The following is a 26017-nucleotide window of genomic DNA, read 5'->3' on the forward strand; positions in this document are numbered from 1 at the left end:
GTCGGTGCTGGGGGAGGGCAGGCACTACACGACGGGCGGGCCCGCGGCGCAGGTCAGCGTCACGGGAAGACACGTGGGGGTCTAAATGGACCTGAGGGTCTGCACCGCCCCTGGCATTTTGGTACTGGCATGTCGTTGATCGAGCGTCGGGGCGCGCGATTGGACCGTCTCAGGGGGCTCTTGAAGCCCGCCCAGCCGCCTTGTCGGCACACACCCTGAGGTTTGCCTGCCATGAAGGTCCTGCACGTCGTCGACCGCCATGACGATCTCGCCGAACGCACCGTGGCCTCCTTCTCCGAGGCCGCATCCTTGGCTCAGCACGAGGTGCTGACCGCACCGCCGCTCCCGGTCCCCGGCCGTCTCCATCCGGCGGCCGAGCACTCGTTCCTCACCTCCGTGCGGCTCATGGCCACCGAGACCCCCGCCCTGGTGCGGGCCGTCCGCACCCTGCAGCCCGACGTCATCCACGCCCACTCGGCGCCGATCGGCTTCGCCACTCGCGTGGGCCGCCGGCTGGTGCCGGAGCTCGGGCGCCCCGGCATGGTGTTCACGCCGCACGGCTTCGGCCTGGTCGAGCAGCCGCTGAACCCCGATCAGGTGCGCCGGATCGAGCGCGTCGAGAGGCGGTTGTGCTGCTTGACGGACGTGGTGGCCACCACCACGTCCGCCGATCACCGGTTAGCCCACCGGCTCTGCCGTGGCCGCACGCCCATCCACCTGGTCCCTCCGGCCCCCTACCGGCTGGAGGGGACCTGCAACGACCTGCCTGCACAGCAGAGGGCGGTCGTGGCCGCCGGGGCGATCACCGGGCCCGCGGAGGACCAGCAGGCCTTCGCGCAGTTCTCGGAGCGGCTGCGGCGGATCCGCCGGCCGCAGGAGACCCGCTTCGCCTGGGTGGACGGCGAGCGCCTGGACCCGCGGCATCTGCCCTCTGCCTCGGCCGATCGGGCGGTGCGGTCCGTCCAGCCGGACCAGCGCCACCAGGAGCTGCTCGGGGCCTCGCTGTACGTCAGCGCCACCGCCTCGGGCAGCGTGCCGCCCACGGTGGTGGCCGCCGCGGCGGCGGGCGTGCCCGCGGTCTTCCGCCTCGCTCCGGGCGCGGTGGACGCGGGGGACCCGATCGCCATGGTCACCTCCCTCAGCGACCTGGTGGAGCTCTCCGCGGCTCTGCTGGCCCGGGAGGACCTGCGTGCGCGCAATCGGGCCTTCTGGAGGCAGGCCCTGCGTCTGCACTACTGTCCCGAGAGCCGGCGGGACCGGCTGGAGTGGGTCTATGCCGAGGCCTCCTCGGACGGGTCGCTGCGGGGCGAACCGGGCGGCACGGCTTAGAATCAGGCGTGATGTCACGACTATTCGGAACCGACGGCGTCCGTGGCCTGGCCAACGAGACCCTGACCGTCGAACTCGCCCTGAAGCTCGCCCAGGCCGCCGCGGTGGTCCTGGGGCACCAGACCGTCCCCGAGGGGAAGCGTCCGGTGGCCGTCGTCGCGCGGGATCCGCGCATCTCCGGGGAGTTCATCAACTCCGCCGTGCGAGCGGGCCTGGCCAGCTCCGGTGTGGACGTGCTGGACGCCGGGGTGCTGCCCACTCCGGCCGCCGCGTTCCTGGTGGATGACCAGGATGCCGACTTCGGCGTGATGATCTCCGCCTCGCACAACCCGGCCCCGGACAACGGGATCAAGTTCCTGGCCCGCGGCGGTGAGAAACTCACCGACGAGCAGGAGGACGCCATCCAGCGTCAGATGGAGCTGGAGCCGCTGCGTCCGCTCGGCGCCGAGGTGGGCCGGATCGACCGCTTCGCCGACGCCGAAGACCGCTACGTGGTGCACCTGCTCAAGTCCCTGCCGAACCGCCTGGACGGGCTGAAGGTGGTCCTGGACTGCGCGCACGGCGCTGCGGCCGGATGCTCCCCGCAGGCCTTCACCGACGCCGGTGCCGAGGTGGTGGTGATCGGCGCGGATCCGGACGGACTGAACATCAACGACGGCGTGGGGTCCACCCACCTGGAGCCCCTGCAGGCCGCCGTGCTGGAGCACGGTGCGGACTTCGGGATCGCCCATGACGGGGACGCCGACCGCTGCCTGGCCGTGGATGCGAACGGCACCGTGGTGGACGGCGACCAGATCATGGGGATCATGGCGCTGGCCCTGAAGGACGCCGGGCGGCTGCGTGATGACACCCTGGTGGTCACCGTGATGAGCAACCTGGGCCTGAAGCTGGCCATGCAGCGCGAGGGCGTGCAGCTGGTGGAGACCAAGGTGGGGGACCGCTACGTGCTGGCCGGCATGAAGTACGGCGACTACTCCCTGGGTGGGGAGCAGTCCGGCCACGTGATCTTCTCCGACTTCGCCACCACTGGCGACGGCGTGCTCACCGGACTGCAGATCGGTGCGCGCATGGCCGCCACCGGCAAGTCCCTGGCCGAGCTGGCCGCGGTGATGGAGCGCCTCCCGCAGGTGCTGATCAACGTCAAGGGCGTGGACAAGTCCCGTGCGGCCACCGACCCTGAGCTGCATGCCGCTGTGGAGTCCGCCGAGCAGCGCCTGGGTGAGACCGGCCGGGTGCTGCTGCGCCCCTCCGGCACGGAGCCGGTGGTGCGCGTGATGGTCGAGGCCGCCGATGAGTCGGTGGCCCGCCGTGAGGCCGAGGACCTGGCCGCCGTGGTCCAGCGCGAACTGGCCCTGGCCTGAGCCCCCTGGCGTGAAGTCCAAGGTGGCCCTGTTCGTGGGCCTGGTGCTGGCCGTCGTCGTGCTGATGGGCGTGGCCTGGCTGGCCATCCAGGCACCGAACTGCGAGCAGCCGCCGAACTCCTGGATGCCGTGCATCGACCTGGGTGCAGAGCGCTGAGGTGGAGTCGGTCAGAAGCTGTGCTCAACTTTCGGTTGACCACGCCTCATCGGTGTCTTGGGCAGCGCGCGTGCTGGACCGGAGCAGGAGTCGACTGACGGACGTACGGGCAGCCGGAGCATGACGAGTGTCGCGGGGATTCTCGATCTTCAGGATCAGTTCATCCACCACCTGGGACGCGTGCGCCTCGGGATGCAGATCCACTGCGGTGATGGGCGGCTGTGCGGTACGACACTGCGCCGAATCTGAGCCTGCAATGATCTGAATGTCGTCGGGTACATGAAGGCCGCGACGTTGCACCTCATGCTGAAATCCCGAGGCGTGGCGTCCGGTCAGCAGGTAGGCGGCATCAATCATCGGGATCTCATCGATCAGGTCTCGTGCTGTTCGCTCGCCTCCTTCCTCTCCGTCCCGTTCGGGAACTCGTCGGACCAGTGGAGGCATCCCGCATGCGGATGCGAATCGACGATATTCAGCGACTGAGACACTGTTCCACGTATTGGGGTCGGTGCCGGCCACCAGGGCGATCCGCCGCGCACCTCTCAGCCGTAGGTGCTCGAGCACGCGTCTGGTGTCCTGAGCATCGGGGCAGTCCTCGTCTGCGGAGTCCTGGGGGCCCACGGGATCTCCGATGGTCACGTAGGGAACAGACCACTGGTCCAGGATCCGCAGCACAGGATCGTCGATGATCGGATCTGCCACGAAGTACCCGTCCAGCGCTGAGACGACCGGTGAACGGGGGCCGCGCGACGGGTCAGGCAGGGTGAGGAGTGAACGGCGACGTTCCAGACACTCGATGGCCAGGGCCCCGGTCAGGCGGGTGAAGTAGTCGACACCCCGCAGCCGGTAGAAACCCAGCTCGTCCAGGGGCCGGAGGATGAGTCCGAACACCCCGATCGGCGCACCCCGCATCGCTCGAGCGATGGCATTGGACATGTACCCCAGCTCGTCTGCGACCTCTCGAACGTGCGCCCGAGTCCGGTCCGACAATGTCCCTTTTTCGTTCAGCGCCAGCGAGACCGTGGCGATGGAGACCCCGGACCTGCGGGCGACATCATGGATGGTCACTCTCGCCATGCGATGGCCACTCCTCTGTGATAACGATCGCATTACGATCCGTTTGATCATCTAATAAAACGTTTTATGAACCTAATGTACCGAGCAGCACCTTTCACCGCTAGCCCTGGAGGCGGACATGAACAACCCGGAAATCAGGCCCACTGCCCTCGCAGCGAGTGTCATCGCGGCGTCGATGCTGCTCTCGGCGTGCGGTTCTCCGAGTGGAGATGTCGATCAGAAGGAACCTGAGTCGGGGACCGAGATGGAGCTGCTCACCAACACCGATGCCGCTGCAGGCCCCTTGGACAGCGCGTCGTGGAACCTCCCCTTCGGTGAACCCGCATCGCTAGACCCGATCAAGGCCTTCAACTACCCCGAGAACACGGTGGTCGCCAACCTGTGTGAAGGGTTGATGATCATGACTCCGGACTACACCATCGAACCGAACTTGGCGGAGTCGGTGGACGTTGACGGAAACACCTACGTCTACACCCTGCGCGATGGCGTCACGTTCTGGAACGGCGATCCGATGACTGCTGAGGACGTCGCCTTCAGCCTGAAACGCCATCTCGATGCGGAGGAGGGCAGCTACTGGACCAGTGATGCCGTGACCGGGAACATCGAGTCCATTGAGGTCACCGGTGACCGTGAAGTGACGATCACCCTTAAGGAGAAGGACAATACCTTCAACTCCTACATGGCGACTCCGTTGGGCGTGGTCGTCCAGGAGTCACACCGTGAGGAAGCGGGTGGCGCCTACGGGACACCGCAGGGCGGTGTGATGTGCACCGGACCCTACTCGGTGAAGCAGTGGAATGCAGCGCAGAACATCGTCTTGACGGCGAATGGCGAGTACTGGAATGAGGAGCGTACTCCGCTGACGAAGGAACTCACGATTCAGTTCATCGTCGACCAGACAGCCATCACCTCTGCTCTGCGCAGCGGCGACATCGACGGATCCTATGACATCCCCCTGGCGGCTGTTCCGGAACTGCGCAGCTCCGACTCCGGTGAGCTGATCCTCGGCAACTCGCTGCAGATCATGGCGGTCATCTCCACCGGTGAAGGCCCCTTGGGTGATCCGGCGGTCCGACGTGCTTTGTGGACGGCGACGGACAAGGCCGGCATCGCTGAGGCCGTTTATGAGGGGACAGCGGTGGCGGCTCGATCCCTGGTGCCTGACAAGGGGTGGTCCTACGGCGATGAGCTCTTTGCCGCCGGACGTGACGAGCTGCCGAGCACGGAGCCCGACGTCGAACTGGCCAAGGAGATCCTGGCTGAGGCGGACGTGGACACCTCCGAGACCATCTCCATCGTGTATCCGAGCGAACGCGGCTACTACGCGGACATCATCTCCGAGCTCTCCCGCGCCGGCGCAGAGATCGGACTGGACGTCCAGCCGGAAGGAGTGCCCAGTGCACAGTTCGGGGCATTCTTCTCAGACGAGGAGGCACGCGCCGGCCATGGAGCCTTCGTGACGGCCAACTACATGGATGTCCCGGACCCGTTGGTATTCCTGCGCACGATCGTGGCGGAGGGCGGATCGCAAAACTTCTCGGACTTCTCTGATCCGGAGATCCAGGCGCTGATCGAAGAAGCCGTCACCATCGGTGATGAGGCCGACCGTGCGGCGAAGGTCGTGGAGCTGGAGAAGAAGGCCATGGAGGAGATGCCGTGGCTGCCGATCGCGGACACGCCGGTGCGGCTGTACATGAACGACCGTGTGACCGGCGTTCCCGCATCGTTCGTCTATCTGTACTACCCGTGGGCGGCACATCTGGGCAGCAGCGAATGACGAGGACGTCGTTCGGATGCAGAGGGGTAGGGCCGATTGAATGTACGTGATCAAGCGTGTGTTCGCGTTGCTGATCGTTCTTGTCCTCTCCAGCTTTGCGGTCTTCGGCGGGATGTACCTGGCGCCGGGCTCGCCCGAACAGTTCCTGGTGCAGGGCCGGACCGTGACGCCCGAAGTGCTGGCCAGCATCCGAGCCCAGTACAACCTCGATGACCCGTTCCTCGTCCGGTATGGGAACTGGATCGGGGCCGCCGTGCAGGGGGATTTCGGCCAATCGCTGGTCAACAGGCAGGAGGTCGCCCAGCTGCTGGCTGATCGACTTCCGACGACGATCATGCTCGTCGCGTACGCTGCCGTCCTGATCGTGGTTCTGGGTGTCTCACTGGGCATCGTCGGGGGGCTCGGCGGAGGGATCGTGGAGAAGGCCGTCTTGTTCTTCTCGAACTTGGGATTCGCTGTTCCGACCTTCTTCGCAGCGCTGCTGCTGATGAGTATCTTCGGCGTCACCTTGGGATGGTTCCCGGTCTACGGCTCCGGCGAGGGGTTGCTGGGCCGGCTGCATCACCTCAGCCTGCCCGCTTTCGCGCTCGCCCTCCCGTCCATCGCCGTGATCTCCCGGGTGACGAGGACAGCCGTCGTCGAGGAGAAGGACAGTGAGCATGTGCAGATGGCGCTGGCTCGAGGGGTCCCGCCAGGGCTGGTCCGCCGTCGGCACATCATCCGCAATTCGATGCTGCCGGTGACCACGGCCGTCGGTGTACACCTGGCAGCCCTGATGGTCGGCGCGTTCGTGGTCGAGTATGCGTTCACCCTTGATGGGATTGGTTCCCTGCTCGTGAACTCCATTCAGCGGAAGGACTTCGCCGTGGTCCAAGCAGTCGCCCTGATCCTCGTGACGGTCTTCGGTGTCGTGAATCTCGTGGTCGACCTGCTGTACTCGCTGATCGATCCTCGAGTGCGGATCGCAGGACGGTGATGGCTGTGAACGATCAGGCTCCCTCCCGTGAGGCACCGCTGGCCCAGGAACCAAGCCAGGCCTCGTCAGCCCAGAAGCCCCGGAGTCGTCGGCGAGGACGACGCGACCCGATGATGTGGTTCTATCTGGCGATACTGGCGCTGGTCGGGCTGGCGGCCGTCGTCGTGCCCCTGCTCTCTCCCCACACCGAGACCGGAGGGTCCATCGCGGACCGATACGAAGGTATGTCTAGCGAGCACTGGCTGGGCACAGACCGTCAGGGACGGGACCTCCTCGTCAGACTGGCGATCGGCGCTCAGTCAGCGATCATCGCGGCCGCAGGTGTATCCATCCTGACCGCTGTCCTGGCGACGATCCTGTCCCTGACCGCCGTGTGGTTCGGCGGGTGGGTGGACGGGCTCATCTCTCGGGTGCTCGATTTCCTGTTCGCCTTTCCGAACCTGCTGCTGGCCGTCCTGGCCGTGGCGATCTTCGGACCCAGCGTCCAGACGGCAGTCGTGGCGCTGGCCATCGGATACGCGCCGTACTCTGCGCGCATCATCCGCTCCGTGGCGTTGCGGGAGAGAGCGTTGCCCTATGTGCGCAGCTCGGAGCTGCAGGGGATCTCGGGACTGCTGATCACCGCCCGGCACCTGCTGCCCAATGTCCGGCAGCAGATCCTCACCGGGATGACCATCAATTTCGGGTACGCCATGATCGAGTTGGCCGCATTGTCCTTCCTCGGGTTGGGGGTGCAGCCGCCGAAAGCCGACTGGGGCCTGATGGTCTCCGATGGGCAGGAGGCGCTGCTGGCTGGGCACCCGGCTGAGAGCATCCTTGCCGGACTCGGCATCGTCATCACCGTGGCAGCTGTCGGATATGTCGGTGAGCGTCTGGGCGGGCGCAAAGCGGAGGGGAGGTCCTGATGCTGCGGGTGAACAGGCTCTGCGTCGACGTCCACACCAGTGGGAGCACGTCGTCGCTGCTCCATGACGTCAACGTCAGCGTCGACTCCGGAGAAGTGGTCGGACTGGTCGGTGAGTCCGGGTCGGGCAAGTCCATGACGCTGCGAACGATCCTGGGGACTCTTCCCTCGGTCGCAGAAGTCAGCAGCGGTTCCGTCGAGCTGGACGGCGAAGACATCCTCACCATGTCACCGAAGCGCCTGCGGAAGGTCCGGGCAGAGATGATCTCCCTGATCCCGCAGAACCCTCAGGCGAGCCTGAACCCGGTGCTGCGGGTGGCGGAGTACATCGTGGAGGGTGTGGTCGCCGCGGATCCGTCCGTCAAGCGGCAAGAGGCCATGGACAGGGCCCGTTCAGGACTCACCAACGTCGGCATCCCGGATCCGGACCGGATCCTCGGGTCCTTTCCCCATCAGCTCTCGGGAGGGCTGCTCCAACGGGTGGTGATCGCCGGGGCGGTCGCCCGTGGATCGCGGCTCATCCTGGCCGACGAACCGACCACCGCTCTCGACGTCACCACACAGTCCGAAGTGATGGCGATTCTCAACGATCTGCAGCGGAAGACCGGAGTGGGGATGCTGTACGTGACGCACGATCTCGATCTGGCCGCAGCGGTCTGCAACCGCATCCTCGTCATGCGACGCGGCGAGATCGTCGAGTCCGGTTCACCCCGAGAGGTGTTGGGACAGCCGAGCCATGAATACACCCGGGGCTTGGTGGACGCCAAGCCGTCGCTGGATTTCCTGGACATCTCGGAGGCCGACGGATGAGCACAGCTGAACCGATTCTGACGGCGCAGGATGTGACCTGTGTCTTCTACACGAACCTGACCAGAGGGCGGCGGTCCGTGGTCGCGTGCAGAGAGGTCTCCTTCGCCCTCCACGCGGGGGACTGCCTGGCGATCGTGGGGGAGTCCGGGTCCGGCAAGACCACTCTGGTCAGGATCGCCACCGGGCTGGAACAGGCGACCTCCGGCTCTGTCACCGTCGGTGACGTCACCGTCACCGGTCGCATGACTCGGCGACTGCGGAAGATGCTCTCCAGCCGCATCCAGATGGTGTTCCAAGACCCCCGATCATCGTTCAACAGGCGGCTGAAGGTGTGGCAGTCGGTGGCGGAGGTGATGGCCGCACACGGCATCGGTGACCGCGGAACCCGGCGCCAAGCCGTGGAACGGCTGTTCGCCGAGGTAGGACTGGGGGATCGTCACCTGGACGCACTGCCCGATCAGCTCTCCGGTGGGCAGCTGCAGCGTGTTGCAATTGCTCGTGCGCTGGCAGCCGAACCTGACATCATCGTCCTGGACGAAGCCGTCTCCGCATTGGACGTCACCGTTCAGGCGCAGATTCTCGACCTTCTGGCCCGGTTGAAGACGGAGAAGAAGCTCGCTTACCTGTTCATCACCCATGATCTGGCAGTCGCGAACGAGATCGCTGACGAGGTGATGGTCATGAAAGCGGGGGAAGTCGTCGAACGAGGCCAGACCAGGGAGCTGCTGACCGCCCCCCGGGATGAGTATACGCGGCAGTTGATCGCCAGCATCCCTCGACCGGGGTGGTCTCCGGCACGCCGGCTGCCGAACCAGACCAAGGAACTCGCCGGTGGTTCGAATGGCTGACCCCATGTCCGCGGAGGATCTTCCGACGCCGGCCAATCACCAGCCGCGCATCGTGAGAGTGACAGGAGCGGATGCTCGGGAGTGCGGTGCCGCCTGGGGGCAGGCCATCCGCGCCGAGGTGTCCACCACCCTGACGCGGTACCGCGAGCTGTTCCGTGAATCAGGGATCGACGACGACGCCGCTGAACAGCAGGCTCGGCTGATGCTCGGCGCCTTGGAACAACGGTTCCCAGAACTCCATGCTGAGCTCGGGGCGTTGGCGCTAGGGGCGGAAATCGGTGTGGAGGAACTCATGCTGATCATCGGCCGGACGGAGATCTTGTCCATGGCACCAGGGATCAGGCCGGGAGAGTGCTCGACCCTCATTGATCGAGGGCACCGACTGCGCTCTGTCCAGACGTGGGACTGGCATGTGGAGATGACCGACGGGTGGCATCTGATCCACCACGCGAGCCAGTCGAGACGTTACGCAGCGCTCGCCGAGTTCGGGCAGCCGGCCAAGATCGGCATCAACGACGCGGGAGTCGGGGTGCATCTCAACGTTCTCGGTCATCGACGAGACGGGTCACAGGGGGTTCCGATCCATGCACTGATCGCCGGAATCCTCGGAGGTGCTGACAGCGTCGCCCATGCCCTGGAGATGATGCGTGCCACTCCGGTGGGCGCATCCAGCTGCATCACAGTGGTCGACTCCGAGAATGCGGCGATGGTGGAGTTTGCGGCAGGAGAGATGAACGTCCTGAAGCCGAAGAGCTCCGTGTGGGTGCACACCAACCACTTCCTGACGCCATCGTTCAGTGCAGATGAACGTTCAGAGCTCTACCAGCCTGACTCGGACGAGCGTATGGCGCTGCTCATGGACAGGATCCACCGCGGTGCTGTCCCGGTCTATCCAGAGGACCTGTCGAGAGTGCTGATCTCCCATGCGGGCGAGGCCGCCTTGTGCTGCCGACCGAATCCGGCGCTGCCTTTCGGTCAACGGTGGGCCACACTGGCGACGGTGGTGTTGGAACCGGCGGCTCGGCAGATGTCCGTGGCGTCCGGCTCTCCAGCTGAAGCTGCGGACGATGACTGGATCACCCTGAATCCCTGAGCACGACGACGGCCGGCTGGGTTCAGTCCTTCGGCAGCCGGTCCAGGATGGTCGCCACCAGGTCAGCGCGCTCCTGTTCGGACAGGGCTCGGTGGTGCACGTGGTCGTGCGCCCACAGCCCCAGGGCCATCAGCTGGGCCGGGTAGAGCTCGCTGTGCGGGTCCGTGCTCATCCACTGGTCCTCCAGCTCGGCCCACATCTGGGGCAGCTCGGGGTGGTCGTGGGACTCCAGGCTCATCAGCAGCTCGGCGCGGTCTGCGTTGCCGCCCAGGGTGACCACCACGGCACGGAGCCGCTGGGCCAGGGTGAGCTGATCGGCCGGGGCGCCAGCCACCTCTTGGAGCTCGGTCTCCCACTGGTCGATGAAGTGCTGGTTGACCCCGCGCAGCAGGTCGTGGCGGGTGGGGAAGTGGTAGATGATCCCGGACTTGGAGATCCCGGCGGCTGCCGCCACGGACTCGAAGGTCAGTGCCTCCACGCTGCGCTGCTCGATGATCCCGATGGCGGCCTGGATGATCTGCTGACGTCTACTGGTGCGCAACACGCGCTCCCTTCGGGTTGCCTCGGAAACAGTACGCGGAGATGACGGCCAGGACGGCTGCGGCTCCGGCCAGGATGGCCAGGATGCGGAAGTAGGCGGAGTCGTAGGAGCCGGTGGCCAGCTGCAGCACCGGCAGCAGGCTGCCCAGGATGGCCACCGAGACCAGCGTCCCGAACTCGTAGGAGACCTCCTCCACGCCCGCGGCCATCCCCGCACGGTGGGCGGGAGCGGACCCGACGATGGCGGTGGAGGCCACCGACATGATGGACCCCGCGCCGGCGCCCACCAGGGCCAGTGCCCCGACGAAGCCCGGGATCACGTCCACGGAGCCGAACCACAGGGCCAGTCCGATCCCCACGGTCACGGCGATGAAGCCGCCGGTGATCAACGGGATGAAGCCCAGGCGGTGCAGGAACGCCCCGCTGAGGATGGAGAACGGGAAGGCGGTGACCGTGACGGCGATGATCAGCAGTCCGGCGCCCAACGGGCTGTACCCCTCCACGATCTGGAAGCGCTGGGTGGTCATCAGCTCCAGGCCGGCCACGGCGAACATGGCACCGCCGGCGGCCAGCACGCCACCGGTGAAGATGCGGGAGCGGAAGACGTCGAAGGTTAGGAGCGGATCGGTCAGGCGCTGCTGACGCCGGGCGAAGGCGACCCCGGCCAGCGCACACACCACGACGGCGGCCGCGAGCAGCCACCAGGTCCGGTGCGGATGGGCGGCCTCCTTGATGGCCATCACCAGTCCGGACAGTGCCAGCAGAGCGTAGATCGAGGAGACCGCATCCCACCGCTTGGTGGGGTTGGGCATATTCGGCGGTGCGATCAGCACGGTGGCGACCAGGGCGATCAGCACGATCGGCACGTTGATCAGGAAGATCGAGCCCCACCAGAAGAACTCCAGCAGCAGTCCGCCCACCACGGGGCCCACTGCCGCGCCGATCACGGCCACCGAACCCCACACGCCGATCGCGGTGTTGCGCTCGCGCTCATCGGTGAAGGTGATCCGGATCAGCGCCAGGGTGGCGGGCATCATCACGGCAGCGCCCAGACCCAGGGCGGCCCGGGCGGCGATCAGCGACCAGGCGTCGGGAGAGAAGGCGGCGGCCAGAGAAGCGATGCCGAACAGGACCAGGCCGGTCAGGAACATCCGCCGGTGGCCGATCCGGTCGCCCAGGGTGCCGGTGCCCAGCAGCAGTCCGGCCAGCACCAGCGGGTAGGCGTTGATGATCCACAGCCCCTGAGTCTCGGTCATGTCCAGCTGCTCGCGTAGCTCAGGCAGGGCCGTGTAGAGGATCGAGTTGTCGATGCCGATCATCAGCAGGCCGAGGGAGATCACGCCGAGGAAGGACCAGCGCTGGAAGGGAGTCGTCACAGCGGATAACTGTACTGACCGGTCGGTACAGTTTCAACGTACAGAGAGGGGCGGCGGAGACGACAACGGCCGCCCCGTGAGGAGCGGCCGTTGTGTGTGTAGGTGCGGGTGATGGAGAGATCAGACTTGCGGGTTCGCGCCACCGGCCGGGGGCGCGGTGCCGGAGCGGCCCTGCAGTGCGTCGCGGATCTCGGTGAGCAGCTTGACGTCCTCGGGGACCTCGTCCTCGGCCGGGGTGATGCCCAGGCGGCGGTTGCGGGCCTCGATCATCTTGTTCATCGGCAGCACGATGACGAAGTACACGGCTGCGGCGACGAGCAGGAAGTTGACGATGGCGGTCAGCAGGACGCCGAACTTGATGTCATTGCCATTGATGGTCAGCATGGCGAACGAATCGAAGTTGGGGGACTGGAACAGCGCAGAGATCAGCGGCATGAGGACCGACTCGACCAGGGCGTTGACGACGGCACCGAAGGCGGCACCCACGACGACGGCAACGGCCAGATCGACCACGTTGCCCTTCATGAGGAATTCTTTGAAGCCTTGAAGCATGGTCCCGAGCATACGTCAGGATGGACTCGATTCGGTAACGAAATGGCCTAAGGTCCATGAATCCGGCTAAACTACGGGCTCGGAGTGTTCAAGATCACGGTACGGAACTGGGCTGGACGCTCCTTTTCGGCGCCTGACCTGAGCGTTCATCATATGGGCCCGGAAACGGAGCGGTGACACGGCTGTGGGGCACCCGCTCCCGGGTGCCCCACAGCCGCTCCGTCCTGCACGGCGGTGATGTGAGGGACTCACCACCGGTGGGCGACGTCGATCACCAGACGGGAGACACCTCCTGACTGTGGGAGCACGAAGGTGCGGAACGGCAGCCGGGCGCGCACGCCGAGGCCGAAGGTGGTCTGACCCTCGAAACTGCCGGCCAGGGCGATCTGGCGGAACGTGCTGTAGCCGGTCACGTCCACGAGCCGGTTCGGAGAGCGGGGTGTGTAGGTGGCCCGGCCGTTCTGGTCGTAAGCCGGGGCCTTGACCGTGATCCGCAGATCGGCCGCGCCGAGCAGCGGGACGAAGGCTCCGGACCCTTCCCGGTACACGGGGGCATAGCGCACGTCATAGCCGCGCAACTGTCCCTTCACGTCGATCACCATGCGGTCGAAGCAGGCGTGGCGGCCTGCCCGGACGTTGCGGATGGTGGCGGAGGAGTAGCCGCTCCGGGTCTCCGGCAGCGAGCCCCACCGGACGCCGCAGTAGGGGGTGGCTGCGGCGGTGCCCGTGGTGACGGCGGTGGGCTGGGCCGCCGGTGCGACCGGAGCGGCGGAGGCGGGAGCGAACGCTCCCGCCGAACAGGCCAGGACCACGGCAGTGGCGGCGGCGTGGAGTCTCCGGCGGCGCTTACTGCGTGGCGAGGGCTCGAGTGTCATGGTGGTTGCCTTTCCTGGAAGACCATGTCCCCGTGGCATGGTGGGCTCAGTGTGCGCCCGGCCCCCGCATCTGCCAAGGCCTGGAGCCCCGTGACCTGATCACGATTCGCCCGGGCTGCGCGCCCCGCACATCACGGTCCGGACTCAGGGCCCGGAGCGGGTGACACGGCTCAGGCCGGCAGCTCCCGCTGCAGCTCCTCCGCGGCCCCCGCGTACACCGGACGGAAGGCGTAGACGCAACGGATCCGCAACAGGGCGGCCCGCTCGAACAGCCCCAGGACCGCCTCCTCCACGCCGGTCCGTGCCGCGAGCCCGTCCACGGCGCGGATCACCGTCTCGGCCCGTTCCGCGGACCAGACGCCCTGCCGCCGCCGCCACTGGGCGTGCGCTCGCAGGTTGCCCAGGTCCAGGGCCGGGTGACCGAGGCAGGCGGTGTCCACGTCCAGCAGGCCCGGGCCGGGGGAGTGCTCGGCCGACCACACCAGCTGCTTGTCATGCAGGTCCCGATGCGTGGGGACCAGAGCGTTCGAGTCCCCCTGTCCCACGTCCTCGAGCCCGGCACAGGTCTGCTCCATGGCCTCCCGGAAGGCGGCCAGGTCCCGGACCCAGGGCGCGGCCCGGTCCGTCCAGTCCCGCAGCACACCGGCCTCCTCCGCGGGGCCGTGCTCCGGGATGCCGGATCCGCAGCCGGACACCGGGAGCCGGGCGGCCTCCAGCGCGTCCATCACCTCGGACCAGGCCCGCTCCCAGTCCGCGCCGCTGAACAGGTCCGGGCGGTGCAGGGACCGTCCGTCCAGCTCGGCGAAGGTGACGGTCGCCTCGGTGCTGCCGAGCACGGCGGGGGTGCGGAAGCCCCGCTCGAAGGCCGCCGCCCGGCTGATCCCGTCCAGGATCGCCTCAGCCCGCCCGGCCCGGACGATCTTGGTGTACCGGACCGCGCCGAGGGAGACCTGGTGCCGGACCACGGCCCGGCGCCGCGGCCGGTGCGAGACCACCTCGGCGCCCTGCTGGACCAGCGGCTCCAGGGCCGGCAGCCTCCTGTCCCGGCCGGCGGGGAAGAGCTCGAGCCCCCGGGGCGTCCACAGCCCGGCCCGCAGGGCTCCGTCCGCGCGGACCTCCACGCTCAGCGGGGCGTCCGGCTCGTCGGTCTTGCCTGGCCACACCCGCTCCACGCGCCAGGCGGTGCCTTCGGCGGTCACGACGACGTCCGGCAGCGCCGCGGGGGCGTCAGGGTCCGCGGTGGCCGGCTGCGCCCGCGTGGGGGAGCTGCTCGGACCGCCGGCTGACGCGGTGGGGCGCGGCAGCGCGTCGAGCGCCCCCTGGAGCCGCTCGGTGACCCGCTGCGGCCAGTCCGGTGCTCGGTGACGCAGCGGATCGAGGGCGGCCAGCAGGTGGGCGGAGGACTCCCAGGCGGCGATCGTCCGATCCTCCGGCAGCGGCGCGTGGGCGGCGTAGCCGTTCAGGAACGCCTCGCCGATCTCCGGGGTGCCCTGACGGCGGCAGGCGGCCAGCCAGGAGCCCAGGTCCCGCGCGGCGGGGCCGGCCCCGGCACGGTCCACGTCGATCAGCCTCACCTCGGTGCTCCCGGGGGTGGCCACCAGCAGCTGGTCCGGGGACAGGTCCCCGTGCAGCTCCACCGCCGGGGCGTCCCGGAGGTCCCGGAGCAACAGGGGCTCGAGCTGATCGGCCAGCTCGCGGGCCACCCGGTCCAGCCAGGGGGCCAGCTCGGCCACCGCGCGGGCCGCCGAGCGGACCCGGACCTGCAGGGCGGGCAACGGCGAGCGGCGGATCCCATGGCTGTGCAGCCGCGCGATCAGCTCTCCGGCGGCATGGGAGGTGTCCGGGTGGGGCAGCTCCAGGGCGTCGCCGGCGCCCCAGAACGGACTGACCGCGCAGGTGCCGTGCCCGCCCAGACTGCGCAGCGGCAGCACGGGCAGGTCCCAGGACTGCCACCGCTTCACGGTCTGCACCATGCCCGGCGGCCCGTCCAGCGGTGCGGTGTGGATCCGCATCACGTCCTGCCCGGCCCTTGCCACCAGGCGGCGGCTGGGATTGTAGCGCAGCACCTGCCACGGCTCCCGGGTGCCGCGGGACTCGGCGTGCCGGCGCTGGGCGCGGCGCAGCTCCACCGCGAGCTTGGGGTCCGTCCACACCGACCCCACCAGCAGCACCGTGCCGTCCAGGCGGTGCGTCTGCAGCTCCTCCGGGCGGTCGGCCCTCTCGGCCCGGCGGCGGGACTTGCGGATCTTGTCCCCGTCCGCCGTGACCTGAGCCCAGCCGTGGTCCTCCGGCCCCGTGGCCGCCGCGGTGGCGCGCCAGGCCACGGTCAGGCTCTGGCCGGGCTTGAACCGGATGTGCGTGGCGGTGACCTCTCGGCCCACCAGCGCGGAGAGCGCGGAGTCGTCCAGCAGCCGCTCGGCACCCTCCAGGGCGGTGAGACGGACCAGATGGGCGTCCGCCTCGGCGGAGGAGGGCACGGCGGCTGCGGGCACCGGGCGCGCGGCCGCGGTGTGGGAGTGGGAGGCGAGGCTCATGCCGGGGTGTCCTCTCCAGCGGAAGGTGCGGGGCCGTCGTCGGGAGTGCCGGGGGAGGAGCCCGGGGCGTTCCGGCCCCGGACCTGGGCGGCGGCCCAGCGGGCCACCCGGCTGCCCGGGTCCGCCAGCAGCTGCGCGGGGGAGCCGTCCTCCACGATCTGACCGCGCTCGAGCCACAGGATCCGATCCAGCTCGCGGATCATGGACAGGTCATGCGTGATGGCCACCGTGGTGCGGCCCCGGGTGAGCTCCCACAGGGACTCCTCGACCATCGCCCGGGAAGCGGGGTCCAGTCCGGTGGTGGGCTCGTCCAGGATGACGATGGGGGCATTGCGCACCAGGGCGCGGGCGATCGCGATGCGCTGACGCTGACCGCCGGAGAGGGTGTCTCCACGGGCGCCCAGGGCGGAGTCATACCCGTCCGGCAGCTCCATGATGAACTCGTGCGCACCGGCCCGGCGGGCGGCGGCCTCGACCTCCTCATCCGTGGCGTCCAACCGTCCGTAGCGGATGTTCTCCCGCACGGAAGTGGCGAACAGCACCGACTCCTGCAGCAGGATCGAGACGTGGTTGCGCAGGTCCTCCTTGAGCACGGCCCGGGTGTCATACCCGTCGATCAGCACCGCGCCGTGGTCCGTGTCCGCCAGGCGCAACAGGTAGCCGGCCAGCGTGGACTTGCCCGCACCGGAGGGGCCCAACAGTCCCACGCGCTGCCCGGCCGGGATCATCAGGTCCAGCTCACGGAAGAGAGGGCGGCCATGACCGTCCCGGGCGCTGATGCGGTCGAACACCACATCGCCCTGGACATGGCGCATGGGCACGGCCGGATCCGGGTCGGTGATCTCCACCTCTTCGTCCATCAGGTCCGCGATCCGCTCGCCGGAGGCCGCCGCACGCGCGATGCGCCCGGTGTACTTGGCCATGTCCCGCAACGGTTTCATGGCGGTCTTGAGGTACATCAGGAACAGCACCATGTCCCCGGGGGTCATCTCCCCGCGCATCACCTGCAGGCCGCCGAAGCCCAGCACCACCGCGGTGGAGAGCCCCACCAGCACGTCCGTGGAGCGCTCCAGCCGGGCGGCGAGCTTGCGGGCCTTGATGTTGGCCTTGAGCGCCTTGGCGTTGCCCGCGGCGAACGAGGAGGCCACGGTGTCCTCCAGACCGTAGGCCTGCACCACGCGGATGGCGGCCAGGGCCTCGGCGGCATCGCCCACCAGCTGCCCCTCGCCCTTGCGGGTGGCGCGCGAGGCCTTGGTGATCTTGGGGGTGGCCAGCTTGGAGATCAGGAAGTACACCGCCGCGGTAGCCAGCACCACCAGCGAGAGCATGGGGTTGAGCACCATCACCACGATGAACAGCACCACCACGGTCAGTAGGTTGCCCACCAGCGGCAGTCCCGCCGTGACCGCCACCTCCTGGAGACGGCCCATGTCACCGACCAGCCGTTGGGAGGTGTCTCCGATCGAGGAGGTGGAGTGGTACCGCAGCGAGAGGGACTGGATGTGGTCGAACACCCGGGTGCGCAGCCGGGTCACCACGCGCACACCGGTCTTGGCGAAGGCGATGGTGGAGATGTAGTTGCACAGGGCCCGCCCACCCACGATGGCAGCCAGGATCAGGGCCCACATCACCAGGGTGGTGGTCACATCCTGGGGGACACCGGTGGCCTGGGCCACGTCCGCGCCGAGCGCCACGGTCACGGTGTCGATCGCGATCTTCACCGGCCACGGCTCCAGGATGCGGAACGCCACATCCCCGGCCAGGGCGAGCAGGCCCAGGGCGATCATGCCCTTGTGCTCGCCCAGGTACGGGGTGATCAGCGCCAGGGTCCGGCGGACCGGACTGGTGGGGCGCTTCTTCTCCTTCTTCTTCCGCGCTGGCGCCTTCTGGGCGGCGCCGTTGCGGCGCAACAGACTCACGGCCGGCCCACCTCAGCAGGGGTGTGCGTGCCCACCAGGGCGAGCAGGTCCTGGGCACGGCTGGTCCAGGTGTGGTGCTTCACGACGTCGGCCCGGCCGGCTTCTCCCAGACGGCTCGCCAGTGCGCGGTCCCCGGCGAGCAGGTCCAGCGCGCGGGCCAGGGCGTCCGCGTCACCGGGGGTGACGATGACCCCGCGCTGCCCGACGGTCACGCCGGGGGCGGTGCTGGTGTCCGAGGTGGAGGAGCCGTCAGCGGGGGAGCCGGCCTCGGTTCCGAGGACCGCGGGCAGTTCGCCGACGCCGGAGGCCACCACGGTGAGTCCGGCGGAGAGGTACTCATAGACCTTCAGCGGGGAGAAGTAGTGGTCCGCGTCCTGTGCGGGTGCCGGGTACGGGGCGGTGGCCACGTCCCAGCCGGTCAGCACGCCGGGCACGTCCACGGGCGCGACGGCGCCGTGGAACACGGTCTGCTCGGCCAGGCCCAGTTCGGCGGCCAGGGTGCGCAGGGACTCCAGCTGGGGACCGGCTCCACAGATCTCGATCCGCCAGGAGTCCTGCTCCGGATGCTGGGCGCGGGCCACAGCCTCCAGCAGGGTCTCGGTGCCGTGCCAGGGCTTCAGGGTGCCCAGGAAGCCGATGGTGAAGGAACGGTCAGTCTGAGCAGTGCGCGCGGTGTGCCCTGTGCGCTCGGCCGGGCGGATGCGCTCGGTGTTCACGCCGTTGGGGGTGACCACGGTCTGCGCGGCGGCGGCCGGGACAGCGGTGCGGACCCAGTTCGCGACCGGCTCGGAGACGCAGGAGACCACGGTGGCCCCGGCCAGGGCGCGCTCGGTCAGCGCCACAGCCTCGTCCCGGTGGTGCAGGGAGCGGTGGGTGAGCTGTTCCTGGACCAGGGGTGCATTGACCTCCATGATCAACGGGATGCCAAGCCGGGCGGCCAGCTGCGCGCCGGCGTCGGAGAACAGCGAGTAGCGCTCGTAGACCAGCTCGGTGGGGGCGGTGCCCTCGGCAGAGCCGGCCGCGGCGAGCTCGACCATCCGCAGGGCGGTGCGCTGCAGCTCGATCTCCCGCTCGGCAGTGCCGGAGGCGGCCTGGACCGGGACCTCCACCACGGGCAGGTCGGCCAGGTCCTGGGGCACGGACTCATAGCCCTTCTTGTCGCCCCGGCGCACGCAGTACACGGTGACCTCGTGCCCCTGCTGACGGAACGCGCGGACCATCTCCTGCACGTGCACAGAGGCGCCCTTGGTGCCGAACACGCCGATCCCGGGGTCGGCGAGCAGATAGGTGATCCTCATGGCTGCACCACCAGCTCGGCCAGCCGGGCAGCCTGACCGCGCGAGTCGAACAGCTCCTCCACCTGGGCGCGGGCGCGGGCGGCCAGCTCGGCGTGATCGGCCCCGGGACGCACGGCCTCGGCGATCGCCTCGGTCAGGGCCTCCACGTCTCCGGTGGGCACCAGCCAGCCGGTGCGGCCGGTCTGGACCACCTCGCCCACGGCGGTGACATCGGCGGCCACGCAGGGCAGCCCACGGGCCATCGCCTCCAGCAGCACGGTGGGCAGACCGTCCGCGTTTCCGTCCGACCCCACCACGAAGGGGGCCACGAACAGGTCGCGGGTGCCCAGCAGCTCGGTGACCTGGGCCTGGGTGATCGGGCCGAGCAGGGTGATGTGCTCCTGGAGCCCGAGGGACTCGATCTGGGCCCGCAGTTCCGGTGCCAGCGGGCCGTCGCCGGCGATCTCCGCGGTGACCTCCACCCCGCGCTCGCGGAGGCGGTGCACCGCCTCGACCAGCAGGGAGAAGCCCTTCTTCTCCACCAGACGACCGATCGCCAGCAGGCGAGCGGGGCCGTCGTCGGGATTCTGGGTGTGCTGGCGGGGCTGGAAGGGGAACCGGTCCAGGTCCAGGCCGTTGCGCACCAGGCGCAGGGTCTGGGTGGACTCGGGGAAGCGGGTGCGCAGGTGCTCCAGGTTGTAGCCGGAGATGGTGATGGCGTGGTGGGCGTCGGCGAGCTTGCGCCGCAGGTCCTCCTCCTGGACGTCCTCGTGGAAGATGTCCTTGGCGTGGGCGGTGAAGGAGTACGGCAGCCCTGCCATGCGGCCGGCCAGGCGGGCCACGGTGGTGGCCACGGAGGCGAAGTGCGCGTGCAGGTGGGTGACGCCGTGGGCGCGGGCCTGGCGGGCGACCTCCACGGCCTGGACGGCGTCGTCGTGGCCGTGCTGCAGCAGCTCCGGCAGCACCTCGGACATGCCCTGGGCCAGCTGCGGGTCGGCGGCGCCCTGGGCGAGGGCGGTCCACAGGCGGGTGGAGCTGGAGGGGCGGCCGATGTGGATCACCGGGGCCTGCACGCGCGCCAACTCGGGGTGGAAACGGGCGTCCGTGCAGGGGCGCAGGGAGAAGATCACGATCCGCTCACCCTGGGCCTCGCGCGCCAGGATCTCCGAGACCACGAAGGTCTCCGAGAAACGCGGGTACATCTTCAGCACGTAGCCGATCACGGGGACGGGGGATTCAGCGGACACGGGCGACCTCCGGGGCGCGGGAGCGGACCGACTCGCCAGCGGGGCTCGAGGCGTCGGCGGGGGCGGTGAGGGTGGGGACGGGGAGTCGTTCCGGGGCCTGACCCAGCAGGTCCGCGGCGAGCTGGCCGACGGTGCGCAGACCGTCCAGCTCCAGGTGGTCCCGGGAGACACGGCGGTCCCGGGCGCTGCGGAACCACTCGCCCACACGCCCCGGGGTGAGCTGGTCCGCCGGGAGGGTCTCCAGCGCGCCGGACGAGCTGAGCGCCTCGGCACGGCGCGGCTGCTCGGCCCGGCGGGAGCTGCGGGGGATGACCAGCGCGGGGGTGGCGGTGGCCATCACCTCGGCCACGGAGTTGTACCCGCCCATGCAGACCACACCGGCGGCGTGCTGGATCAGGGCAGGGATGTTGGCGGTGGAGCGCAGCACCCGGATCCGAGGGGCGGAGGAGCCGCCGTCCGCCCCGTCCAGCAGCGACTGGTCAGGGTTGGTGGCCACGGCGGCGTAGACCTGGTCCACGTCCTCCTCCGGCATCTGGGGGCCGGTGACGATCAGGTGGCGGTGGCCGGCGGGGACCGGGGCGGCGGCTGCGGCCCGGGCGATCGCGCCGCCGTCTGACCCGCCACCGACCATGGTCAGGAAGTAGGGCGCCTCCACGGGGCGGCCGGTGTCTTCCGGGCGGCCGTGGGCCAGGTACCCGGTGAAGTAGGAGCGGTCGGCGAACTCGCTCGGGATCTCCCCGGTGGCCAGGGGATCGTAGGCCTGGGCGTCCCCGTAGACCCACAGGGCGTCATAGTGGCGGGCGGCCTCCGCGCCGCCACCGATCTGCTGCCATTCCTGCTGCACGGCCGAGGGGGTGTCCAGCACGTCACGCATGCCCAGCACGGTGGTGCAGCGGTGCCGATCGCGCAGGTTCTGCAGGGCCGGCTTGAGCTCGCCGTCCACACCGAAGGGGTGCCGGTCCACGATGAACAGGTCCGGGCTGAAGGAGTCCAGGGCCGCGGCCACGATCCCCGAACGCAGATCGGTGAGCTGGTCCGACTTCACGCCCATGGACCGCGGGGCGTAGCCGTCCGGGGTGCGGGCGAACCCGGGCAGCAGCAGCCAGTCCCAGCCCTCCGGCAGGCTGTCCTGGCTGGCGTCCGGGTGGCCGGCGATCAGCAGTCCGGCGGTGGTCTGACCGGTCAGGCGGGGCAGGGTCTCCGCCAGAGCCCACGCCAGGGCTCGGTTGCGGCGGGCGTGGCCCAGTCCCACGGAGTCGTGGGAGTACAAGGCGATGTTGATGCCCATGGTGTGGTCCCTCCGGTCGGCTGGCGATGAAGACCGAATCTACGGACTGACCATGAGCCGTTCATGAGAACGACATGACGTGTTCATGAGGAACTGTGCAGGAGTGGGTGCCTCCACCCCCTTCCCGGGACACTTCCAGGGGTCCCGGGCGCGTTAAGTGTCCCGAGAAGGGGGTGAGAGCAGGGGCCGGGGCTGTGGAGCGTGCGGCTACGGGAGGTAGGTCGGTGCGGGACCGGCGCCCCAGGCGGTCTCCACGATCCCTCCGGCCTCCATCACGCGGCGGGCCTCGTCCACGCCCAGGAAGCGCAGGTGCCACGGTTCGGCCCCGTACCCGGTGATCGGCTCGGATCCCTGCGGGTAGCGGACCACGAACCCGTGCTCCACCGCATGCTGGGCGATCCACGCACCCTCCGGGGTGTCCGCGAAACAGCCCTGCAGCGTGCAGGTGCCGTCCGCGGCGGCCAGGTCAGCGGCCAGCCCGGTGTGGTGTTCGGAATGGCCCGGGCGGGCGGAGTATCGGTCAGCGTGGGCCTGACCGTTGCGCTGGATGCTGTTGGAGTACAGCCCGGCCTGGTAGTCGTGCGTGCGGTGCGCGCTGACCAGGATCAGCTCGATCCCGTCCGCCCGAGCGGCGGCCACCATCCCCTGCAGGGCCTGGGCGGCCGGCTTCCGCAGGAGCATGCCCTGACGGTTGCCCACGACGCCGGCGCTCACCAGGTCAGGTGCCGTCCAGCCCGCGGGCACGGGGCGGTGCTTGTTGACCAGGACCTGCAGCGAGTCCGGATCGCGGTGGAGGGGCGCGAGGGACGGGCCAGCCGCGGTGGGCGCGACGGTGGTGGGGGCCGTGGAGGAAGACGCCACGGTGGCGGAGGGGGACCGCGTTGACGGTGTGTCCTCGGACGAGGACTTCGACGCCGACGGGGTCGCACTGGTGGCGACGGAACGCGTGGGTGAGGCGCTCGCGGTAGGCGAGGGGGCCGTCGTCGGGGTGGAGGTGGTGCGCGCGGTGGATGCGCTGGGTGAGGTGGGTGAGTCAGCCGGCTCAGGGGCGGGGATACAGGCGGTGAGGGCGGCCAGCAGTGCCGCTGTGGTGAGCAGGGGCAGGGCGCGTCGCATGGGTCAGACCTTGCGCAGCAGCACGCGGCGGACGGTGTGGCCCACGTCCTTGGACATCACGAGCTTGGCGCGGCCGCGGGTGGGGCGCACATTCTGCTCCAGGTTGGGGCCGTTGATGCGGTCCCAGATGTCCTGGGCAGTCTCCTCGGCCTCGGCGTCGGAGAGGGTGGCGTAGCGGTGGAAGTAGGACTTGGGGTCGGCGAAGGCGCCGGAGCGCAGGCGCATGAAGCGTTCGACGTACCACTGCTCGATGCTGGCGGTCTTGGCGTCAACGTAGATGGAGTAGTCGAAGAAGTCCGAGACGCTCAGGCCGGTGGTGCCGTCGGCGCGGACGCGCGGTGGGGCCAGCACGTTCAGGCCCTCCATGATCAGCACGTCCGGGCGGCGGACCACGACCTCCTCGTCCGGCAGGATGTCATAGGTCAGGTGGGAGTACATGGGCGCGCGGACCTCGGGGGCGCCTGACTTCACATCGGCCACGAAGCGCAGCAGGGCCCGGCGGTCGTAGGACTCGGGGAAGCCCTTGCGCTCCATCAGTCCGCGGCGCCGCAGCTCGGCGTTGGGGTAAAGGAAGCCGTCCGTGGTGACCAGCTCCACGCGCGGGGTGTTGGGCCAGCGCCGCAGCATCTCCTGGAGCACACGCGCGGTGGTGGACTTGCCCACAGCCACGGAGCCGGCCACGCCGATCACGAACGGTGTGCGGCGGGTGGACTCGCCCAGGAAGTCGTTGGAGGCCCGGCGCAGGTGGGCAGCGGCGTCCACGTGGATGGACAGCAGCCGGGACAGGGGCAGGTAGACCTCGGCCACCTCACGCAGGTCCAGGTGTTCGCCGATGCCGCGCAACCGGTCCACATCGGCCTGGTCGAAGGGCTGCTCGATGGAGGAGGCCAGGCGGGCCCAGGTCTCTCGCTCCAGCTCTACGAAGGGTGAGTAGTGGTGGTCACCGGGCTCTGGCTCCGGTGGGGAGCCGGCCCAGGCGGGGAGACTGGCGTCTGCGGGGGGGACCGGGGAGACCGCCGCTGTGAGGGGGCTGACGGGCGTGGTGGGGGCTGGAGTATCCGGGGTCGCTGAGGACGGTCCGGTCTCAGCTCCAGCGCATGATGTCACCCGCCCATTAAACACGAGTGTGCCCAGGGTGGCCTACGGGGGCGGGGGTCATGGCAGTGGGCCGCGCCAGGCGATCTCGCCGTCCACCACCTGGCTGGTGGGGTGCAGGCGGAGGTGCGTGGCGATCCGCTGGGAGGCGGTGTGGTCCGGGTGGATGTGGGCGAGCACCTCGGTCACGCCGCGTTCGGCCAGGTGGGCCAGGAGCTGGCGGGCTGCCTCGGCTGCGTGACCCTGGCCTTGCCACGGTGCGCCGATGACCCAGGCGATCTCCGCGGGGCCCCCGTCCGTGGGGACGGTGGCCTGGACGAAACCGATCGGCTGCGCTCCGGGATGCAGGACCACGATCATGTTGATCCACTGCTCCGTCCCGTCCGGGGAGTGCCCCTGTGACTGAGCGGTGTAGCGGCGGGTGAGCTGCTCTTCCGTGGGCGGCTCCCCGCCGGTGAACTCATACAGCGCAGGGTCGGCCAGGACGCTGACCATGGCTGGGGCGTCCTCCACGGTGAGTGGATGGAGGGTCAGGTGTGGGGGCTGTTGCATGGGTCCAGTCAACAGCAGAGGTGCCTCCGCGTGCGGACCCCGGGGGTGGGGGTCTCGCACGCGGTGTGGCTGGCGCTCGCTGCGGGGTGGTGAGCGAGGTGCGCTGGATGTCTGCCGGTGGGCATGCATCCTGCGGCCAGGACGGTCACCTCTGGTGGAGGGTCTGCGTCTTCTGAGCATCAGTCAAGACCTGGGTGTGGAGTCTGCGCAAACGAGTATCATGAAGGCGGTCAATCTGATCAGATCGGCACGGAGGAAGGCATCATTGGTGATCAACTCGACGATGACACCCTTGGACGAGATCGATCGGCGTCTGCTGGCCGCGCTGGATGAGGACCCCCGGATGACGGTGCTGGCCCTGGCCGAGCGCACGGGACTGGCGCGCGGCACCATCCATACGCGCCTGGAGCGGTACCGCACCTCTGACCGGCTGCGCCCGCACAGCACCCGCCTGGATCCGGCCGCCCTGGGCCACGGGATCATGGCCAGCGTGGCCGTGGAGTTGAATCAGCACCACTTGGATGACGCCGTGGCCGGGCTGGCCCGCATCCCGCAGGTGATCGAGGTGATGGCCCCAGCGGGTCAGACCGACCTGCTGTGCCGGGTGGTGGCCCGGGATCCGGATGATCTCTACCGGGTCTCGGAGGAGATCCGCCTGTGCCCGGGCATCCTGCGCACCTCCACCAGCATGTTCCTGCGCACGGTCATCCCCTACCGGATGACGGCACTGCTCCAGGAGTGAGGGCGGGTTCGCGGGAGGGGCATGCTCATCGGCGTCTGACTCGAGCCGCGAGGGCGTCCAGCGCCTCGACGATCTCCTGGGCCACCCGTGCGATGGCAGAAGTCCATCAGGTCGTGAAGGCAGTAGTCAGCTCATCGGAGAGGTCTGCAGCTGCACGGCATCGACATGGACGGCCACGCGCGTGGCATTGGTTCCCGTCTTCTCCTGGAGGGCCGCCAGGGCGAGAGCCTTGGCACCTGCCGTGACGTTCTCGATCGGAGAGGACGATGCCGACTCCGTGCGCAGCAGGACAGTGGAGAGAGGTGCAAGCTCACCGTCAGCGGCGGCACCCAGGTGAGAGAGTCCTGGGGTCAGTTCGGCGTCGAAGCGAGTGATCTCCTGCAGTGCATCCTCGGCGGCGGTGGTCACTTCCGGAGAGGTGTGGACGGGCAAGTGCGCGATGGCGGCCGGCACAGCGGCTCTGTAGGGGCCACGTGCGGCAAGCCGCTGACGGCGCGAGGGCCCCTGAGCTGCCACCTCCTCGGACGTGTTGGCCCCCCCACGGACGTTCTTCCCAGCGAACCACCCAGGAG

Annotated in this window: 24 protein-coding genes; 10 read left to right on the forward strand and 14 right to left on the reverse strand. The window is 69.1% G+C overall.

Features of this window, described 5'->3' with window-relative positions; translation table 11 throughout:
• The first annotated feature begins 231 nt into the window (after positions 1-231).
• From ACEXHE_RS05535 to ACEXHE_RS05545, 3 genes are read left to right on the forward strand one after another with little or no spacing between them, the layout of a single operon-like run.
• Positions 232-1329, forward strand: a complete 1098-nt coding sequence (locus tag ACEXHE_RS05535; protein ID WP_374784995.1) for a glycosyltransferase family 4 protein — start codon at positions 232-234, stop codon at positions 1327-1329.
• Positions 1330-1340: 11 nt separating this feature from the next.
• Entirely contained in the window at positions 1341-2690 is a 1350-nt protein-coding gene (glmM, locus tag ACEXHE_RS05540) for a phosphoglucosamine mutase (RefSeq protein ID WP_374784996.1), read from the forward strand.
• 10 nt (positions 2691-2700) lie between these two features.
• Complete coding sequence (locus ACEXHE_RS05545; protein ID WP_374784997.1) at positions 2701-2847, forward strand: hypothetical protein; 147 nt, start codon at positions 2701-2703, stop codon at positions 2845-2847.
• Between the two features lie 24 nt (positions 2848-2871).
• Here the strand turns inward: ACEXHE_RS05545 and ACEXHE_RS05550 are convergent, their stop codons facing one another.
• On the reverse strand, positions 2872-3915 hold the full coding sequence (locus ACEXHE_RS05550; protein WP_374784998.1) for a LacI family DNA-binding transcriptional regulator: 1044 nt from the start codon (positions 3913-3915) through the stop codon (positions 2872-2874).
• Positions 3916-4168: 253 nt separating this feature from the next.
• Here ACEXHE_RS05550 and ACEXHE_RS05555 point away from each other — a divergent pair, with 253 nt between their 5' ends.
• From ACEXHE_RS05555 to ACEXHE_RS05580, 6 genes are read left to right on the forward strand one after another with little or no spacing between them, the layout of a single operon-like run.
• On the forward strand, positions 4169-5701 hold the full coding sequence (locus ACEXHE_RS05555) for an ABC transporter substrate-binding protein (RefSeq protein WP_374784999.1): 1533 nt from the start codon (positions 4169-4171) through the stop codon (positions 5699-5701).
• A 40-nt stretch (positions 5702-5741) separates the two neighbouring features.
• Entirely contained in the window at positions 5742-6677 is a 936-nt protein-coding gene (locus tag ACEXHE_RS05560) for an ABC transporter permease (protein ID WP_374785000.1), read from the forward strand.
• Positions 6677-7582 (forward strand): ABC transporter permease, encoded by a 906-nt coding sequence (locus tag ACEXHE_RS05565; protein ID WP_374785001.1) that lies wholly within the window; start codon positions 6677-6679, stop codon positions 7580-7582. Before ACEXHE_RS05560 ends, ACEXHE_RS05565 begins: the two co-directional genes overlap by 1 nt.
• Positions 7582-8391 carry an ABC transporter ATP-binding protein gene (locus tag ACEXHE_RS05570; RefSeq protein WP_374785002.1) on the forward strand — a complete coding sequence of 270 codons (810 nt, stop codon included), beginning with the start codon at positions 7582-7584 and terminating at the stop codon, positions 8389-8391. The genes ACEXHE_RS05565 and ACEXHE_RS05570 overlap by 1 nt, the downstream gene beginning before the upstream one ends.
• On the forward strand, positions 8388-9239 hold the full coding sequence (locus tag ACEXHE_RS05575; RefSeq protein ID WP_374785003.1) for an ABC transporter ATP-binding protein: 852 nt from the start codon (positions 8388-8390) through the stop codon (positions 9237-9239). Before ACEXHE_RS05570 ends, ACEXHE_RS05575 begins: the two co-directional genes overlap by 4 nt.
• A gap of 4 nt (positions 9240-9243) precedes the next feature.
• Positions 9244-10332: a C45 family autoproteolytic acyltransferase/hydolase gene (locus ACEXHE_RS05580; RefSeq protein WP_374785004.1), complete on the forward strand. Its 1089-nt coding sequence runs from the start codon at positions 9244-9246 to the stop codon at positions 10330-10332.
• Between the two features lie 22 nt (positions 10333-10354).
• Here ACEXHE_RS05580 and ACEXHE_RS05585 read toward each other — a convergent pair whose 3' ends face one another.
• The 12 genes from ACEXHE_RS05585 to ACEXHE_RS05640 all read right to left on the reverse strand — a co-directional run bounded on the left by ACEXHE_RS05585 (position 10355) and on the right by ACEXHE_RS05640 (position 24703).
• Positions 10355-10873, reverse strand: a complete 519-nt coding sequence (locus ACEXHE_RS05585; RefSeq protein ID WP_374785005.1) for a TetR family transcriptional regulator — start codon at positions 10871-10873, stop codon at positions 10355-10357.
• The gene (locus ACEXHE_RS05590; protein ID WP_374785006.1) at positions 10860-12248 is read right to left on the reverse strand and encodes an MFS transporter; all 1389 of its coding nucleotides are present in this window, start codon (positions 12246-12248) and stop codon (positions 10860-10862) included. The genes ACEXHE_RS05585 and ACEXHE_RS05590 overlap by 14 nt, the downstream gene beginning before the upstream one ends.
• A gap of 120 nt (positions 12249-12368) precedes the next feature.
• Positions 12369-12800 carry a large conductance mechanosensitive channel protein MscL gene (gene mscL, locus ACEXHE_RS05595; protein ID WP_374785007.1) on the reverse strand — a complete coding sequence of 144 codons (432 nt, stop codon included), beginning with the start codon at positions 12798-12800 and terminating at the stop codon, positions 12369-12371.
• 248 nt (positions 12801-13048) lie between these two features.
• Positions 13049-13675, reverse strand: a complete 627-nt coding sequence (locus ACEXHE_RS05600; protein ID WP_374785008.1) for a hypothetical protein — start codon at positions 13673-13675, stop codon at positions 13049-13051.
• A gap of 170 nt (positions 13676-13845) precedes the next feature.
• Positions 13846-16209, reverse strand: coding sequence for a hypothetical protein (locus tag ACEXHE_RS05605; RefSeq protein ID WP_374785009.1), 2364 nt, complete (start codon positions 16207-16209; stop codon positions 13846-13848).
• Positions 16206-18128, reverse strand: coding sequence for an ABC transporter ATP-binding protein (locus tag ACEXHE_RS05610; protein ID WP_374785010.1), 1923 nt, complete (start codon positions 18126-18128; stop codon positions 16206-16208). Before ACEXHE_RS05610 ends, ACEXHE_RS05605 begins: the two co-directional genes overlap by 4 nt.
• Positions 18125-19426, reverse strand: coding sequence for a glycosyltransferase (locus ACEXHE_RS05615; RefSeq protein ID WP_374785011.1), 1302 nt, complete (start codon positions 19424-19426; stop codon positions 18125-18127). Before ACEXHE_RS05615 ends, ACEXHE_RS05610 begins: the two co-directional genes overlap by 4 nt.
• Positions 19423-20652, reverse strand: coding sequence for a glycosyltransferase family 4 protein (locus ACEXHE_RS05620; protein WP_374785012.1), 1230 nt, complete (start codon positions 20650-20652; stop codon positions 19423-19425). Before ACEXHE_RS05620 ends, ACEXHE_RS05615 begins: the two co-directional genes overlap by 4 nt.
• Positions 20642-21940: a glycosyltransferase family protein gene (locus ACEXHE_RS05625; protein ID WP_374785013.1), complete on the reverse strand. Its 1299-nt coding sequence runs from the start codon at positions 21938-21940 to the stop codon at positions 20642-20644. Before ACEXHE_RS05625 ends, ACEXHE_RS05620 begins: the two co-directional genes overlap by 11 nt.
• 207 nt (positions 21941-22147) lie before the next feature.
• Positions 22148-22801: a M15 family metallopeptidase gene (locus tag ACEXHE_RS05630; RefSeq protein WP_374785014.1), complete on the reverse strand. Its 654-nt coding sequence runs from the start codon at positions 22799-22801 to the stop codon at positions 22148-22150.
• A gap of 258 nt (positions 22802-23059) precedes the next feature.
• On the reverse strand, positions 23060-24163 hold the full coding sequence (gene coaA, locus ACEXHE_RS05635) for a type I pantothenate kinase (RefSeq protein ID WP_374785015.1): 1104 nt from the start codon (positions 24161-24163) through the stop codon (positions 23060-23062).
• Between the two features lie 48 nt (positions 24164-24211).
• Positions 24212-24703, reverse strand: a complete 492-nt coding sequence (locus ACEXHE_RS05640; protein ID WP_374785016.1) for a GNAT family N-acetyltransferase — start codon at positions 24701-24703, stop codon at positions 24212-24214.
• 283 nt (positions 24704-24986) lie between these two features.
• On the opposite strand from ACEXHE_RS05640, the gene ACEXHE_RS05645 reads away from it, so the two are divergent.
• Positions 24987-25445 carry an Lrp/AsnC family transcriptional regulator gene (locus ACEXHE_RS05645; RefSeq protein ID WP_091693815.1) on the forward strand — a complete coding sequence of 153 codons (459 nt, stop codon included), beginning with the start codon at positions 24987-24989 and terminating at the stop codon, positions 25443-25445.
• Positions 25446-25571: 126 nt separating this feature from the next.
• On the opposite strand, the gene ACEXHE_RS05650 is transcribed toward ACEXHE_RS05645, so the two are convergent.
• Entirely contained in the window at positions 25572-25898 is a 327-nt protein-coding gene (locus tag ACEXHE_RS05650; RefSeq protein ID WP_374785017.1) for a hypothetical protein, read from the reverse strand.
• Between the last annotated feature and the right edge of the window lie 119 nt (positions 25899-26017).

This window comes from Micrococcus sp. IITD107 (assembly GCF_041927415.1).
Lineage (GTDB): Bacteria > Actinomycetota > Actinomycetes > Actinomycetales > Micrococcaceae > Citricoccus > Citricoccus terreus.

What these genes read in the sequence shown, in the direction of transcription:
- ACEXHE_RS05535 (WP_374784995.1), top strand. Translation starts at nt 232, where the DNA reads ATGAAGGTCCTGCACGTCGTCGACCGCCATGACGATCTCGCCGAACGC.
- glmM (WP_374784996.1), top strand. Translation starts at nt 1,341, where the DNA reads ATGTCACGACTATTCGGAACCGACGGCGTCCGTGGCCTGGCCAACGAG.
- ACEXHE_RS05555 (WP_374784999.1), top strand. Translation starts at nt 4,169, where the DNA reads ATGGAGCTGCTCACCAACACCGATGCCGCTGCAGGCCCCTTGGACAGC.
- ACEXHE_RS05560 (WP_374785000.1), top strand. Translation starts at nt 5,742, where the DNA reads ATGTACGTGATCAAGCGTGTGTTCGCGTTGCTGATCGTTCTTGTCCTC.
- ACEXHE_RS05565 (WP_374785001.1), top strand. Translation starts at nt 6,677, where the DNA reads ATGGCTGTGAACGATCAGGCTCCCTCCCGTGAGGCACCGCTGGCCCAG.
- ACEXHE_RS05570 (WP_374785002.1), top strand. Translation starts at nt 7,582, where the DNA reads ATGCTGCGGGTGAACAGGCTCTGCGTCGACGTCCACACCAGTGGGAGC.
- ACEXHE_RS05575 (WP_374785003.1), top strand. Translation starts at nt 8,388, where the DNA reads ATGAGCACAGCTGAACCGATTCTGACGGCGCAGGATGTGACCTGTGTC.
- ACEXHE_RS05580 (WP_374785004.1), top strand. Translation starts at nt 9,244, where the DNA reads ATGTCCGCGGAGGATCTTCCGACGCCGGCCAATCACCAGCCGCGCATC.
- mscL (WP_374785007.1), bottom strand. Translation starts at nt 12,800, where the DNA reads ATGCTTCAAGGCTTCAAAGAATTCCTCATGAAGGGCAACGTGGTCGAT.
- ACEXHE_RS05600 (WP_374785008.1), bottom strand. Translation starts at nt 13,675, where the DNA reads ATGACACTCGAGCCCTCGCCACGCAGTAAGCGCCGCCGGAGACTCCAC.
- ACEXHE_RS05605 (WP_374785009.1), bottom strand. Translation starts at nt 16,209, where the DNA reads ATGAGCCTCGCCTCCCACTCCCACACCGCGGCCGCGCGCCCGGTGCCC.
- ACEXHE_RS05615 (WP_374785011.1), bottom strand. Translation starts at nt 19,426, where the DNA reads ATGAGGATCACCTATCTGCTCGCCGACCCCGGGATCGGCGTGTTCGGC.
- ACEXHE_RS05625 (WP_374785013.1), bottom strand. Translation starts at nt 21,940, where the DNA reads ATGGGCATCAACATCGCCTTGTACTCCCACGACTCCGTGGGACTGGGC.
- ACEXHE_RS05640 (WP_374785016.1), bottom strand. Translation starts at nt 24,703, where the DNA reads ATGCAACAGCCCCCACACCTGACCCTCCATCCACTCACCGTGGAGGAC.
- ACEXHE_RS05645 (WP_091693815.1), top strand. Translation starts at nt 24,987, where the DNA reads ATGACACCCTTGGACGAGATCGATCGGCGTCTGCTGGCCGCGCTGGAT.